Source organism: Mesorhizobium sp. WSM4822, from assembly GCF_055811155.1.
In genome coordinates, this window is the sequence record NZ_JBVVQM010000004.1 from 231445 (window position 1) to 246471 (window position 15027).

11 protein-coding genes are annotated in these 15027 nt (G+C 62.6%); 7 read left to right on the forward strand and 4 right to left on the reverse strand.

Features of this window, described 5'->3' with window-relative positions; all coding sequences use genetic code 11:
* Entirely contained in the window at positions 1–1938 is a 1938-nt protein-coding gene (gene cysN / locus AC0L3E_RS11825) for a sulfate adenylyltransferase subunit CysN (protein ID WP_473604831.1), read from the forward strand.
* Positions 1939–1948: 10 nt separating this feature from the next.
* On the forward strand, positions 1949–2737 hold the full coding sequence (gene cysQ, locus AC0L3E_RS11830; protein WP_164748814.1) for a 3'(2'),5'-bisphosphate nucleotidase CysQ: 789 nt from the start codon (positions 1949–1951) through the stop codon (positions 2735–2737).
* Positions 2738–2752: 15 nt separating this feature from the next.
* Here cysQ and AC0L3E_RS11835 read toward each other — a convergent pair whose 3' ends face one another.
* The 4 genes from AC0L3E_RS11835 to AC0L3E_RS11850 form a co-directional block, all read right to left on the reverse strand.
* Positions 2753–3895, reverse strand: coding sequence for a DegT/DnrJ/EryC1/StrS family aminotransferase (locus AC0L3E_RS11835; protein WP_128307149.1), 1143 nt, complete (start codon positions 3893–3895; stop codon positions 2753–2755).
* A 248-nt stretch (positions 3896–4143) separates the two neighbouring features.
* The gene (locus AC0L3E_RS11840; RefSeq protein WP_473604832.1) at positions 4144–5067 is read right to left on the reverse strand and encodes a carbohydrate kinase family protein; all 924 of its coding nucleotides are present in this window, start codon (positions 5065–5067) and stop codon (positions 4144–4146) included.
* A complete protein-coding gene (locus tag AC0L3E_RS11845; RefSeq protein ID WP_128307151.1) occupies positions 5064–5510 on the reverse strand; it encodes an RbsD/FucU family protein in 447 nt (148 codons plus the stop codon). Before AC0L3E_RS11845 ends, AC0L3E_RS11840 begins: the two co-directional genes overlap by 4 nt.
* Positions 5510–6736: an ROK family transcriptional regulator gene (locus AC0L3E_RS11850; RefSeq protein WP_127327157.1), complete on the reverse strand. Its 1227-nt coding sequence runs from the start codon at positions 6734–6736 to the stop codon at positions 5510–5512. The genes AC0L3E_RS11845 and AC0L3E_RS11850 overlap by 1 nt, the downstream gene beginning before the upstream one ends.
* Positions 6737–7002: 266 nt before the next feature.
* On the opposite strand from AC0L3E_RS11850, the gene AC0L3E_RS11855 reads away from it, so the two are divergent.
* From AC0L3E_RS11855 to glgB, 5 genes are all read left to right on the forward strand, one after another.
* The gene (locus AC0L3E_RS11855; RefSeq protein ID WP_372337956.1) at positions 7003–7980 is read left to right on the forward strand and encodes a sugar ABC transporter substrate-binding protein; all 978 of its coding nucleotides are present in this window, start codon (positions 7003–7005) and stop codon (positions 7978–7980) included.
* 159 nt (positions 7981–8139) lie between these two features.
* A complete protein-coding gene (locus tag AC0L3E_RS11860; RefSeq protein ID WP_127269995.1) occupies positions 8140–9201 on the forward strand; it encodes an ABC transporter permease in 1062 nt (353 codons plus the stop codon).
* Between the two features lie 2 nt (positions 9202–9203).
* Positions 9204–9986 carry an ATP-binding cassette domain-containing protein gene (locus AC0L3E_RS11865; protein ID WP_164762554.1) on the forward strand — a complete coding sequence of 261 codons (783 nt, stop codon included), beginning with the start codon at positions 9204–9206 and terminating at the stop codon, positions 9984–9986.
* A 233-nt stretch (positions 9987–10219) separates the two neighbouring features.
* Positions 10220–12688 carry a glycogen/starch/alpha-glucan phosphorylase gene (locus AC0L3E_RS11870; RefSeq protein WP_127269993.1) on the forward strand — a complete coding sequence of 823 codons (2469 nt, stop codon included), beginning with the start codon at positions 10220–10222 and terminating at the stop codon, positions 12686–12688.
* A 107-nt stretch (positions 12689–12795) separates the two neighbouring features.
* The gene (gene glgB, locus AC0L3E_RS11875) at positions 12796–15009 is read left to right on the forward strand and encodes a 1,4-alpha-glucan branching protein GlgB (RefSeq protein WP_127268704.1); all 2214 of its coding nucleotides are present in this window, start codon (positions 12796–12798) and stop codon (positions 15007–15009) included.
* Positions 15010–15027 lie beyond the last annotated feature (18 nt).

Consider the following 15027-nt stretch of genomic DNA (forward strand, 5'->3'; position numbering starts at 1 on the left):
ATGCGCCACATCATGGCAAAGAGCCTCGCCCCCACCGACGGCGTTCGCGACTATCTGGCTGCGCAGGAGAAGAAGTCGCTGCTGCGCTTCCTGACCTGCGGCTCGGTCGATGACGGCAAGTCGACGCTGATCGGGCGCCTGCTGTCCGACACCAAGCAGATTTTCGAGGACCAACTCGCCGCGCTCGAACGCGATTCGCGCAAGCATGGAACGACGGGCGACGACATTGATTTCGCGCTGCTGGTCGACGGTCTGGAGGCCGAGCGCGAGCAAGGCATCACCATCGACGTCGCTTACCGCTTCTTCGCCACGCCGAAACGCAAATTCATCGTTGCCGACACACCTGGCCACGAGCAATACACCCGCAACATGGCCACCGGCGCCTCGACCGCCGACCTGGCGATCGTGCTGATCGATGCCCGGCAGGGTGTGCTTCGCCAGACAAGGCGGCATTCGATCATCGCCTCGCTGCTCGGCATCCGCCACGTCGTGCTGGCCGTCAACAAGATCGATCTTGTCGATTTCGATCAGGCGGTTTTCGACCGGATCGTCGAAGACTACGGGCAATTCTCGCGCGATCTCGGCTTCCAGACCATTGTGCCGATCCCGATGTCGGCCCGTTATGGCGACAATGTCAGCCGCCGGTCGGAAAGCATGGAATGGTATTCCGGTCCGACGCTGATCGAGCATCTCGAAACCATATCGGTCGACGAAGCGATGGTCGAACTGCCGTTTCGTTTCCCTGTCCAGTATGTCAACCGTCCCAATCTCGACTTTCGCGGCTTTGCCGGCACGGTCGCCTCCGGCTCGGTTGCGCCCGGCGACGAGGTCGTTGTCGCCAAGTCCGGCAAATCCTCGCGCGTCAAGCGGATCGTCTCGTATGGCGGCGATCTCGCCCAGGCGGCCGCCGGCCAGGCCGTCACGCTCGTCCTCGATGACGAAGTCGAAATCTCGCGCGGCAACATGCTGGTTTCGCCTGCCGCACGGCCGCAGGTCGCCGATCAGTTCGCCGCCAACATCGTCTGGTTCGACGAGCATGCGTTGCTGCCAGGCCGCTCTTACATCCTGCGCACCGAGACCGACCAGACCAGCGCCACCGTCACCGACCTGAAATATCGGATCAACGTCAACGACTTTGCCCATGAAGCGGCCAAGTCGCTCGAAATGAACGAAGTCGGCATCTGCAACATCTCGACGCGGACGCCGATCGCCTTCGATCCCTTCGCCGAAAACCGCACCACCGGCGCCTTCATCCTGATCGACCGCATCACCAACGCCACGGTCGGCGCCGGCATGATCCTGCACTCGTTGCGCCGCGCCGAAAACATCCATTGGCAGTCGCTCGATGTCGGCAAGCGCGTGCGCGCCGACATGAAGAACCAACGGCCCGCCGTGTTCTGGTTCACCGGGCTGTCGGGTTCCGGCAAGTCGACCATCGCCAACCTGTTCGAAAAGAAGCTGTTCGCCACCGGCCGCCACACTTATATCCTGGACGGCGACAACGTCCGTCACGGTCTCAACCGCGATCTTGGCTTCACCGACGCCGATCGCGTCGAGAACATCCGCCGCGTCGCCGAAGTGGCGCGTTTGATGGCCGATGCCGGGTTGATCGTCATTGTTTCGTTCATTTCGCCCTTCAGCGCCGAGCGGCGCATGGCACGTGAATTGATGGCCGACGGCGAATTCGTCGAGGTGTATGTCGATACGCCTTTCGAGGAATGCGCCCGGCGTGATCCGAAGGGCCTCTACGCGCGCGCGCTGAATGGCGAGATCAAGAATTTCACCGGCGTCGATTCCCCTTATGAAGCGCCGGAAACCCCGGAGGTCCATCTGCGGACACTCGGCAAGTCGGCCGAAGAGATGGTCGACGCCCTGGAACACTGGCTGAACGAGCGCGACATTGCCGAAGACCAATACGATAGCGGCGGCGGCATCTGACGACAGGCTGATGCTTGAAATCTTCGAGCGCCTGGCCTTGTCGGCCGGGCGCGAGGTGATGCGCGTGTTCCACGCCGGCTGTGCGGTTGACCGTAAGTCCGACGCCTCGCCGGTGACCGAGGCGGACCGCGAGAGCGAAAAGATCATTCTCGCCGGACTGCGTGCCGCATTTCCCGATATCCCCTGCGTGGCCGAGGAAGAAGCTTCCGCCGGCATCGTGCCGCCCGACCTGGACGGGGCTTTTTTTCTGATCGATCCGCTCGATGGGACCAAGGAGTTCGTCAACCGCCGCACCGATTTCACCGTCAACATCGCGCTGGTTCGCGATGGCGTGCCGGAAGTCGGCGTCGTCTTTGCGCCCTGCACGGGCCGCTTCTTTTCCGGCCTGCCGGGCAGGGCGGAATCACTCGAAATCGATGGCGATTACCAGATCGTCGGCCGCCGGCCGATCGCGGCGAGAACGGCCGCGACGCCGCTGGCCGTCGTCGCCAGTCGGTCTCACAACACACCGGAAACCGAGGCCTATATTCGCGACCTCGGTGCCGCCGAAATCGTTTCGGTCGGTTCGTCCTTGAAGTTCTGCCTTCTCGCCAGTGCCGAGGCTGATGTCTATCCGCGCTTCGGCCGCACCATGGAATGGGACACAGCGGCGGGCGACGCCATCCTGCGCGCCGCCGGCGGCATGACGCGCACGCTCGACGGCCAACCTCTGGTCTATGGCAAGCGCAGGCAAAGCGACGACGAGGATTTTGCCAATCCGCATTTCATTGCCAGCGGCAGGGCGGCGGGCCCCGGCTGAGAAAGGCTCGGCAGCTTACTCTGCCGCGGCCTGCGCCGAATTCGAGCCGATATAGTTGCGGATCGTCTCGATGATGCGGTCCTGGTCGGCTTCGCTGAGATAAGGGTGCATGGGCAGGCACAGGATCCGCTTCGGCAGGTCTTCCGATACGGCAAGGCCGGTCGGCGTGCGCGGGTAGTCGCGATAAGCGACCTGGGCATGCAGCGGCTTCACGTAGTAAATGACAGACGGAATGCTCTTTTCGCCGAGATGCGCCCTCAGCCCGTCGCGCTTGGGCGTCTCGATCGCGTATTGCGCCCAGGCCGAACGGCTGCCGTCCAGATTGCGCGCCGCAGTGACGATATCGCCAAGCCCTTCGGCATAGCGCTTTGCCACCACCTGCCGGGCGACCATCTCGTCTTCCAGGATAGCCAGCTTCTCGATCAGGATCGCCGCCTGGATCGTGTCGAGTCGCGAATTGATGCCGACGCGGACATTGTCGTACTGCGTCTCGCCCTTGCCATGGAAGGCGAAGGAGCGAAGCTGCTCGGCCAGCGCATCGTCATTGGTGAACATCGCGCCGCCGTCGCCGTAGCAGCCAAGCGGCTTGGCCGGATAGAAGCTGGTCGATCCGACATGGCCGAAAGCACCGCACATCTTGCCGTCGAGCGAACCGCCCATCGACTGGGCGGCATCCTCGATCACCATCAGCCCTTCGCGGTTGGCGATCGCCATGATCGCCTCGTAATCGGCGGCTAGGCCAAACAGATCGACAGGAATGATAGCCTTCGGCTTCAGCCTTCCTTCCTTCTTGATCATGGCGATGGCCGCTTCGAGGCTGGCAATGTCGATGTTGTAGCTATGCGGGTCGACATCGACGAACACCGGCTCGGCCTTGGCCAGTGCCACCACTTCGGCGGTGGCGGCGAAAGTGAAGCTCGGCACGAACACCGCGTCACCCGGGCCGATGCCGGCCGCAAACAGTGGCAACAGCAGCGCGTCGGTGCCGTTGGCGCAGGCCACGACATGCTTGGTGCCGATATAGGCGGCAAGCTTATTCTCGAATTCGGTGACTTGCGGGCCAAGAATATAACGGCCTTCGTCGACGACACGGTCGATCGCGGCCTTCAGCCGGTCGCGGATTCGTTCGCGCTGCGCGCCAAGATCGATGAACTGCATGTCGGCCTCAAAACGGGTTAGCCAGATAATCGGCCGCTGGTACCAGAGTTGCGCTTGCCGAGAAAGCCGGGCAGGCGGAGCCCCAAATTGCCCAAGTGTCGCAGTCCGTTACCAGTATTTCCCGGCGAATGTCAGTCAGATGCCGGAAATCCGGGCTTCGTCGGGCGCCATCCCGCCCTTATAGCCCTGTAAAGAGCCCCTGCGAAACATAAAGTGATCGATTGGGCTCAACTTATGTTGAGCGTTGCTCAGGCGATTTCATGTCGCCAGGGTGGATTGGCGCCGGCCCGCGACACGGTCACTGCCGCCGCCTTCGCGCCGAGCGCCAGCGCCTTGTGGATGGCGTCTTTCGACAAGCCGGAAATCGCCGCCTTGGTCAGCAGGCCCTGCTCATGCAAGGAGGCGAGGATGCCGGCGTTGAAGGTATCGCCGGCGCCGACCGTGTCGACCACCTCGACCTTTTCCGGCATGACGGTGACGGCATGTTCCCTGGTATAGCCGACGGCGCCTTCGCTGCCATGGGTGACGACGATCAGCTTCGGGCCTCGGTCCAGCCAGTTGCGGATGACATCCTCGTGCGAGCCGGCTTCGCCGAACCAGTTCAGGTCTTCGTCCGACAATTTCACGATGTCGGCCATCGCCATCATCGCGCGAATGCGCCTGAGGTGCTTGGCCTTGTCCGGTATGAAGTTCGGCCGGATGTTGGGATCGAGCATCATCACTCGACTTTCATGCTCGCGCCGCATGAACTCCTCATAGGCACTGCCGGCGGGCTCCGAAATCAGGCTGATGGCGCCGAACAGGATGGCTTCGATCTCGCTGCCAAGCTGCGGCAGGTCGTCGACGGTCAGCATGCGGCCGGCGGTGTTCTCGTCATAGAAAGTGTAGGTCGCCTGGCCGTTGGTGAGCTTGACGAAGGCCAGCGTCGTTGGCCGTGGTGAGGTGTGCGCATAGGTGGAGCTGACCTTGCTTGCCCCCAGCGCATCCCGGAACTGGCCGCCGAACAGATCCGACGACAGGCCTGAAAAGAAGCCTGCCGGCGCGCCGAGCCGGCCAAGCGCGATCGCCGTGTTGAACACCGCGCCGCCGACATAAGGCGCAAAGGCCGGCTCACCCGCTGTCGTCGTGCGCGGCAGCATGTCGATCAGGGCTTCGCCGCAGCAGAGGATCATGTCTTCCTGGTCTCCGGCGGATGGATCACGCCCTTGCGTATGATGATGTTGGCGTAGAGCCGCGGCTCGCTTGTCGCGACGATGGCATGCGCCGATTTGACCCGTGCATAGAAGTCGGCGCCGGCCAGCGCAACCACCTTGCGGCCTGGCGCCCGTTTGGCGCAGATCGCCTCGATCTCATGATGGACGGGATCGGCAAGCGAGGGATCGCCCTTGACCGAGGCGCGAAACAGCGCCTCCGGCACCGCGTCATCGACAGGCAGCACACTCAAGATCGCGTCGAGTACGGGGATAAGAGGGTGACCATCGGCGCGCACCAGCCGGGTTGCCTGCTGTTCCGCCGGATAGTTTCCGTCGACAAGGGCGATTTCGTCGCCATGACCCATGCCGCGCAGGATCGCCAGAAGCTCCGGACCGAGCAGCGCCGGAATTCCGATCAGCATCAGGCGCTCCTGGAAATCGTCGTCGAGCCGATCAGGAAGCGTTCGGAAAGTGGCAGGCTGGCGCCGCCGAGTGCCCGGGCATGGATGCCGACGGTTCCCTCGCGAATGGCGGGCAGCTTCAAGCCTTCGCCATCGATCGTGGCGATTGCCGCGATGATGGCGTCGACCAGCCGGCGGCGCACCGCTTTCGGCATCCAGCCGTCGATCACCGCCGCTTCGAAATCGATGATCGAGGATGCGGCGACGATGGCGTAGGCGAGCGCCCTTGAGGCGCTGGCAATCCAGTCGTCAAGCTCGGGTCCGATCTCGCCCCAATCTTCCGGCGAGGTCCACAGATGCGAGGCTTCGACGCCGCGCGCATTGAGCGCCTTTTCGAGCATGGCGATGGAAGCGACATCGATCAGTTGGGTCGGCTTGCCGTCCGGCCCGGGCACCGGCATGGAGCCGAGCGCTCCGGCATTGCCGGTCGGGCCGCCAAAAAGCCGGCCGTTCAGCACAATGCCGCCACCGGCAAAGGCGCCGATATAAAAATAGACGAAGTCGCGCGCAGCGCCCGCCTGGCCGAAGACGAGCTCGGCGCCGCAGGCCGACGTGGCATCGTTCTGCAAATAGACCGGAAAATCGCATTGCGCCTGGATGTCGGCCCGGATGTCGCGGTGGCGCCATTCGTCCATCACGTCGCGGGGGGCGCCGGCGGTATCGGCCCAGTTCCACAATTCGAACGGCATGGCGATGCCGAGCCCGGCGATGCGCTTGTCTTGCGCGGGCGTCAGCGCGCCGCGCATCTGCCGCATGCCGTTGGTGACGAAGTCCACCGTCTCGCGCGGCGCGGGGTAGCGATAGGAATGCTGCAGCATCGAACGGACATGGCCAAGGAAATCTATCAACACCAGTTCGGCGCTGCGGCGGCCGATCTTCAGGCCAATGAAGAAAGCGCCTTCGGGATTGAGCGCCATCGGAATGGAAGGCTGGCCGATCTTGCCGCGCAACGGCGCCTGGCGCAGCAGGAGGCTTTCTTCCTCCAGCTCGCGCATGATGACCGAAACCGTCTGCGCCGAAAGGCCGGTCATGCGGGCGATGTCGGATTTTGCCAGGCTGCCGTGCTGGCGCACCAGCGACAGCACCAACCGCTCATTGTGGTCGCGCATGCCGCTCTGGTTGGTGCCGCGGTGAATGAGACTGTCATTCACCTCGGGCGAACCGTGCCTCGCAATGGCCGTTTCCACCCTGTTCCTCCCGTCGTTTCCCCTCAATGCTTTTGGGCCAGAATGGGTGAACGAAGCAAGGCTGTCAATAATAAATAAGAGTGATTTAATTATTGACAGAGGCTTCGTGCTGGTGTCTGTTGAGGCCGCGTCCACGCTGGGAGAATTTCGTTGGACGCGCTGCAGGTGCCGGTTGGCCGGCATCCGGATGGTTCCACTGGGAGGAAATCGTGACCAATACAAAACTGTTGAAATCGACCGTGTTTGCCGCCGCGGCTCTGGGGCTGATGGCGTTTGCGTCGTCCGCATCCGCGGCTGGTGTCGGTGCCTGCCTGATCACCAAGACCGACACCAATCCCTTCTTCGTCAAGATGAAGGAGGGCGCCACCGCGAAGGCCAAGGAACTCGGCGTCGACCTCAAGACCTATGCCGGCAAGATCGACGGCGACAGCGAGAGCCAGGTTGCGGCCATCGAGAGCTGCATCGCCGACGGCGCCAAGGGTATCCTGATCACTGCATCCGACACCAAGGGCATCGTGCCGACCGTGAAGAAGGCGCGTGACGCCGGCCTGCTGGTGATCGCGCTCGACACGCCGCTCGATCCGATCGACGCCGCCGACGCGACCTTTGCGACGGACAATCTCGAAGCCGGCAAGCTGATCGGTGCCTGGGCAGCCGCCACGCTCGGCGACAAGGCCAAGGACGCCAAGATCGGCTTCCTCGACCTGACGCCTTCGCAGCCGACTGTCGACGTGCTGCGTGATCAGGGCTTCATGATGGGCTACGGCATCGACGTGAAGGATCCCAACAAGATCGGCGATGAGGACGATCCCCGCATCGTCGGCCACGACGTCACCAACGGCAACGAAGAGGGCGGCCGCAAGGCGATGGAGAACCTCCTGCAGAAGGACAACACCATCAACGTCATCCACACCATCAACGAGCCTGCCGCTGTCGGCGCCTACCAGGCGCTCAAGGCTGTCGGCCTCGAAAGCCAGGTGCTGATCGTTTCCGTCGATGGCGGCTGCCCCGGCGTGAAGTCGGTGGCCGAAGGTGTCATCGGCGCCACTTCGCAGCAATACCCGCTGCAGATGGCAGCACTCGGCATCGAGGCGATCGCCGCTTTTGCCAAGGACGGAACCAAGCCGAAGCCGACCGAAGGCAAGAACTTCTTCGATACCGGCGTCAACCTGGTGACGGACAAGCCGGCCACCGGCGTCAAGTCCATCGACACCAAGGAAGGCCTCGCCAAGTGCTGGGGCTGATGTCGGTCTGACCGGCATCCAGGGAACCTGAGCGGTCGGGGCTTGATCCCCGGCCGCTTCGGGTGGACGATGGCTCGCGTGACCGCGAACAATCCCGGCAGCAGACCGGAAAGGCGTGGACTGGCGTCGGCGTTTGGCTGAAGCCTACGGGGAGTAAACATGGCTCAAGCTCAGGAATTCGAGAAGGTTCTCTCGAGCAGCGACACCAGCGTTGCCGCTTTTGACGAGCACAAGTCGGCCGTCAAGCGCATCCAGCATTTCTTGCATTCGACGCCGGCCGCAGTGCCGCTGATCGTCCTGGTTCTGGCGATCATCGTCTTCGGCATCACCATCGGTGGGCGGTTCTTTTCGTCCTACACGCTGACGCTTATCCTGCAGCAGATCGCCATTATCGGCATTCTGGGTGCTGCGCAGACGCTGGTCATCCTGACCGCGGGCATCGACCTGTCGATTGGCGTGATCATGGTGATTTCAGCGGTGATCATGGGCAATTGCGCGGTCTCCTACGGCATGCCGAGCGCGCTCGCCGTGGCGATAGGGCTTGCCGCCGGTGCGGCCTGCGGACTGCTCAACGGCGTGCTTGTCGCCTACATGAAGCTGCCGCCCTTCATCGTGACGCTTGGCACCTGGAACATCGTCATGGCCACGAACTTCATCTATTCGGCCAACGAGACGATCCGCGACACCGACGTCGACACCCAGGCGCCGCTCCTGCATCTCTTTGCCATCAGCTTTAAGGTCGGCACGGCGGTGCTGACGCTCGGCGTCATTGCCACGGTCGTGCTCGTGATGATCCTCTGGTACGTGCTCAATCACACGGCATGGGGCCGCCATGTCTACGCCGTTGGCGATGATCAGGAGGCGGCGAAGCTGTCGGGCATCCAGACCAAGAAGGTGCTGATGACGGTCTACACCCTTGCCGGGCTGATCGCCGCTTTCGCTGCCTGGGTCTCCATCGGCCGCAACGGCTCGATCTCGCCGTCGGCTGCCGTCACCGACTACAATCTCCAGGCGATCACCGCGACGGTGATCGGCGGTATTTCCCTGTTCGGCGGACGCGGCTCGATCCTGGGCACGCTGTTCGGCGCGATGATCGTCGGCGTCGTCTCCATGGGCCTCAACATGCTGGGCGCCGATCCGCAATGGAAGGTGCTGCTCACCGGTGTGCTGATCATCGGCGCCGTGGCGGTCGACCAATGGATCAGAAAGGTTTCGGCATGACCATGACCCAGGAGCCCATTCTCACCGCGCGTGGCCTGGTCAAGCGCTACGGCCGCGTCACCGCCCTCGACAACGCCGACTTCGACCTCTACCCCGGCGAAATCCTTGCTGTCATCGGTGACAATGGCGCCGGCAAATCGTCGCTCATCAAGGCGATTTCCGGCGCTGCCGTGCCCGATGAAGGCGAGATCCGGCTTGAAGGAAAACCCGTCTCCTTCAAATCGCCGATGGAGGCCCGCGAAGCCGGCATCGAGACCGTCTACCAAAACCTGGCGCTGTCGCCGGCGCTGTCAATCGCCGACAATATGTTCCTTGGCCGCGAAATCCGTAAACCGGGTTTTCTGGGCGATTGGCTTCGCATGCTCGATCGCCCGGCGATGGAAAAGCGCGCCCGCGACAAGCTTACCGAACTTGGCCTGATGACCATCCAGAACATCAGCCAGGCTGTGGAGACGCTCTCGGGCGGCCAAAGGCAGGGCGTTGCCGTGGCGCGTGCGGCCGCCTTTGGCAGTCGTGTGGTGATCATGGACGAGCCGACAGCCGCCCTTGGCGTCAAGGAAAGCCGCCGCGTGCTCGAGCTGATCCTCGACGTCAAGAAGCGCGGCCTCCCGATCGTGCTGATCTCGCACAACATGCCGCATGTCTTCGAAGTGGCCGATCGCATTCACATCCATCGGCTGGGCCGTCGCCTCGCCGTCATCGACCCCAAGCAATATACGATGTCCGACGCCGTCGCCTTCATGACAGGAGCCAAGGCCCCGCCGGAGGCGGCGCTGGCGGCTTGATACATGTCGCCCAAGTGGCTGGCGCATGGCGACACGGCAAGCACGGAACAGGGATTTGAAGCGCGGCGCGCGGGCCGTCTTGGCGCGTCACACTTCAGAATTGCCAAATTGCCGCAGGGGGCAAGCCGGATCGAACCTGTTTAAATCGATTGAATATATGGCGGTATCAGCTAGCATGGGCTGGGAGGAGCGATGAAAGCCGGTATGATCATGGCAACCGCACGAGAGGCATCATGACGAGCGCGATGACATCCGAACCCCTTCCGCCACTGCTCGAAAATCCTGACCCAAAGACACTCGCACGTGAAGTCTTGGTTGCCCTCAAATACAGGGTAGGCAAGGACACCACCGTTGCGACCCAGTACGACTGGCTAACCGCCTCGATCAAGGTCGTGCGCGACCGGATCGTCGATCACTGGATGCAGGCGACGAGAGAGGCTTACGACCAGAAGGAAAAGCGCGTCTATTATCTGTCGCTGGAATTCCTCATCGGCCGCCTGATGCGCGATGCTTTCTCCAATCTGGGCCTGATGGACAACATGCGCGAGGCGCTGTCGTCGTTGGGTGTCGACCTCGACTTGATTGCAGCACTCGAGCCCGATGCGGCGCTCGGCAATGGCGGCCTCGGCCGGCTCGCGGCCTGCTTCATGGAAAGCATGGCGACCGTCGACATTCCGGCGCATGGCTACGGCATCCGCTATGCCAATGGCATGTTCCGGCAGGAGATTCACGACGGCTGGCAGGTCGAACTGCCAGAGACCTGGCTTGATCACGGTAACCCGTGGGAATTCGAACGTCGCGAACGCTCCTTCGAGGTTGGTTTCGGCGGTTCGGTGGAATCGATCACCTCCAAGGACGGGCGCCTCGAACGCCATGTCTGGAAACCGACCGAGCATGTGCTGGCCGTCGCCTATGACACGCCCGTCGTCGGCTGGCGGGCCAATCGCGTCAACACGCTGCGGCTCTGGTCGGGCATGCCGATCGATCCGATCCTGCTCGACAAATTCAATGCCGGCGACCACATCGGCGCGCTCGCCGAAAGCAACAAGGCCGATGCCTTGTCGCGCGTGCTCTATCCCGCCGATTCCCACAAGGCCGGGCAGGAACTGCGGCTTCGGCAGGAGTATTTCTTCTCTACCGCCTCGCTGCAGGACATCGTGCAGCGCCATCTGAGCCAATATGGCGACCTGAAATCGCTGCCCGACAAGGCTGCGATCCACCTGAACGACACCCATCCGGCCATCGCCGTGCCGGAGTTGATGCGCCTGTTGATGGACGTCCACGGCATGGACTTCGACCAGGCCTGGGATATCACCCAGCGCACCTTCGGCTACACCAACCACACACTGCTGCCCGAGGCGCTGGAAAGCTGGCCGGTGCCGCTGTTCGAGCGGCTTTTGCCGCGCCACATGCAGATTGTCTATGCCATCAACGCTGAAGTGCTTCTGGAGGCGCGTGCTTCCAACCAGTTCTCGGACGAGCAGATTGGCCGCATCTCGCTGATCCAGGAAAATGGCGACCGCCGGGTGCGCATGGGCAATCTGGCCTTTGTCGGCTCGCATTCCATCAACGGCGTTTCGGCTCTTCACACCGACCTGATGAAGGAGACGGTGTTCGCCGACCTGCACAAGCTCTATCCCGATCGCATCAACAACAAGACCAACGGCATCACGCCGCGGCGCTGGCTGATCCAATGCAATCCCGGACTGACGTCGCTCGCCCGCGAGGCGATCGGCGACCGTTTTCTCGATGACATCGACGCCATCAAGGATCTCGACGGTTTCGCCGGCGATGCCGCCTTTCGCGACAAGTTCGCCGCCGTCAAGCGCGCCAACAAGGCGCGATTGGCCAACCTCGTCGCCGACCGGCTCGGCATCAAGGTCGATCCTTCGGCGCTTTTCGACATCCAGATCAAACGCATCCACGAATACAAGCGCCAGCTTCTGAACATTCTCGAGGCGATCGCGCTCTATGACCAGATCCGCTCGCACCCCGAGCGCGACTGGATGCCGCGCGTGAAATTCTTCGGCGGCAAGGCGGCGCCCAGCTACCACAATGCCAAGCTGATCATCAAACTCGCCAACGATGTCGCAAAAGTCATCAACCGCGATCCGGCCGTGCGCGGTCTGCTTAAGGTGGTGTTCCTGCCGAATTACAATGTCAGCCTGGCCGAGATCATGATGCCGGCTGCCGACCTTTCCGAGCAGATCTCGACCGCCGGCATGGAAGCGTCGGGCACCGGCAACATGAAGTTCGCGCTCAACGGCGCGCTGACCATCGGCACGCTCGACGGTGCCAATGTCGAGATCAAGGAATGCGTCGGCGACGACAACATCTTCATCTTCGGCCTGACCACCGCCGAGGTCGCCGAGCGGCGCAACAACGGTTACGACCCTCGCGCCGTCATCGAGGGATCATCTGAGCTGGCGCAAGCGGTCGCTGCCGTCTCGTCGGGCGTCTTCTCGCCGGACGATCCGGAGCGTTACCGCGACCTCGTCAACGGCCTCTACAACAGCGACTGGTTCATGGTCGCCGCCGATTTCGATGCCTATGCCACCGCCCAGCGCGAGGTCGATGCGGTCTGGCGCAACAGTCCCGACTGGTACGCCAGGGCAATCCGCAATGTGGCGCGTGTCGGCTGGTTCTCCTCCGATCGCACGATCCGCCAATATGCGAAAGAAATCTGGAACGTGCCTGCCTGATGTGATTGCATGAGGCCGCAAACAATGTGGTCCCGGTGGTGTGAACTTGAAAGTCGGATCACACCACTAGAAACAAACACTCGGTGCCTGGGGAGGGACACTGCCTGATGAAGAAGCCGCGCGCGACCGCTGCGACAAGCGGGCCGGACGGACTGGCGGCAGCCAGCGATGTTGCGGCGATTGTTGCCGGCACGCATGGCGATCCGTTTGCCGTTCTCGGTGTTCAGGAGGCTGGGAAGGGTTTTGTGGCCCGCTGCTTTGTTCCGAATGCCGAATTCGTCACCGCTTATACGCTGACCGGCATCATCGCGGGTGAATTGTCCAGGCGCGACGATGGCGGCTTTTTCGAAGGCAAGCTCTCGATCAAGAAGCGGCAGCCGCTTCGCTATCACGCGCGCAATGCCGGCGGCGACTGGTGGCTGACCGATCCCTATTCGTTCGGTCCGGTGCTCGGGCCGATGGACGACTACTACATCGCCGAGGGATCGCATCTCAGGCTGTTCGACAAGCTCGGCGCCCATGTCATCGAGCACGAAGGGGCCACGGGCGTGCATTTCGCCGTCTGGGCTCCCAATGCGCGGCGTGTCTCTGTGGTCGGCGATTTCAACGAATGGGACGGCCGCCGGCACTCGATGCGGGATCGCCGCGACACCGGCATCTGGGAGGTGTTCATTCCCGATATCGGTGCCGGCCGGCCCTACAAATACGAGATCATCGGCCCCGACGGCGTCAGGCTGCCGCTGAAGGCCGATCCGTTCGCCTTCAAGTCCGAACTGCGTCCGGCCACCGCTTCGGTCGTGGCCGTGCCGCCGGCGCATGAGTGGGGCGACGAGGCGCATCGCAATTTCTGGCGCAATGCCGATCACCGGCGCGAAGCCATTTCGATCTACGAGGTCCATGCCGGCTCCTGGCAGCTTCGCGACGACGGTACGTTCCTGTCATGGGACGAATTGGCCGACCGGCTGATCCCCTATGTGGTCGAGACCGGCTTCACCCATATCGAATTCATGCCGATCTCCGAACACCCGTATGACCCGTCCTGGGGCTACCAGACGACCGGCCTCTACGCGCCATCGGCCCGCTTTGGCGATCCGGACGGCTTTGCCCGCTTCGTCGACGGCGCCCACCGTGCCGGCGTCGGCGTTATTCTCGACTGGGTGCCCGCGCATTTCCCGGTCGATGAGCACGGCCTGGCCAATTTCGATGGCACCGCGCTCTATGAACATGCCGATCCGCGCAAGGGGTTTCATCCCGACTGGAACACCGCGATCTACAATTTCGGCCGCCGCGAGGTGGTGTCGTTCCTGGTCAACAATGCGTTGTTCTGGGCCGAGAAATACCATGTCGACGGTCTTCGCGTCGATGCGGTCGCCTCGATGCTGTACCTCGACTATTCGCGCAAGGCCGGCGAATGGATCCCCAACGAGAAAGGCGGCCGCGAGAATCTCGAGGCGGTCAGCTTCCTGCAGAAGATGAACAAGGAGGTCTACGGCCACCATCCGGGCGTGATGACCATCGCCGAGGAATCGACCTCTTGGCCGAAGGTCTCGGCACCGGTGCATGAAGGCGGGTTGGGCTTCGGCTTCAAGTGGAATATGGGCTTCATGCACGACACGCTGGAGTATTTCTCCAAGGAACCGATCTTCCGAAAACACCACCACAACGACCTCACCTTCGGCCTGACCTACGCCTTTTCGGAGAATTTCGTGCTGCCGCTCTCGCACGACGAGGTTGTGCACGGCAAAGGCACGCTGCTTGGCAAGATGGCCGGCGACGACTGGCAGAAGTTTGCGACGCTGCGCGCCTACTACGCTTTCATGTGGGGCTATCCCGGCAAGAAGCTGCTTTTCATGGGGCAGGAGTTCGCGCAGCGCCGCGAATGGAGCGAGGCGCGCGCGCTCGACTGGAACCTGCTTGAATTCCGGCCGCATCGCGGCGTCTGGCAGACGGTGCGCGATCTCAACTATCTCTACCGTTCGCGCCCGGCACTGCATGGCCGTGATTGTGAGCCGGAAGGGTTTTCCTGGCTGATCGTCGATGACAGCCAGAATTCGGTTTTTGCCTGGCTGCGCAGCGCACCGGGCGGCAGCCCGGTGGCCGTCATTTCCAATTTCACGCCGGTGCCGCGTGACAATTATCGCGTGCCGTTGCCGAAATCAGGCAAATGGCGCGAGATCATCAACACCGACGCTTCGGAATATGGCGGTTCCGGCAAGGGCAATGGCGGCATGGTCGAGGCGCGGGCGGAGGGAGGAAACATCTCAGCGACGATGCTTTTGCCGCCGCTGTCGACGATCATGCTTGAACTCGTTGCCGACTGAGCCATGTCGATATCGAGT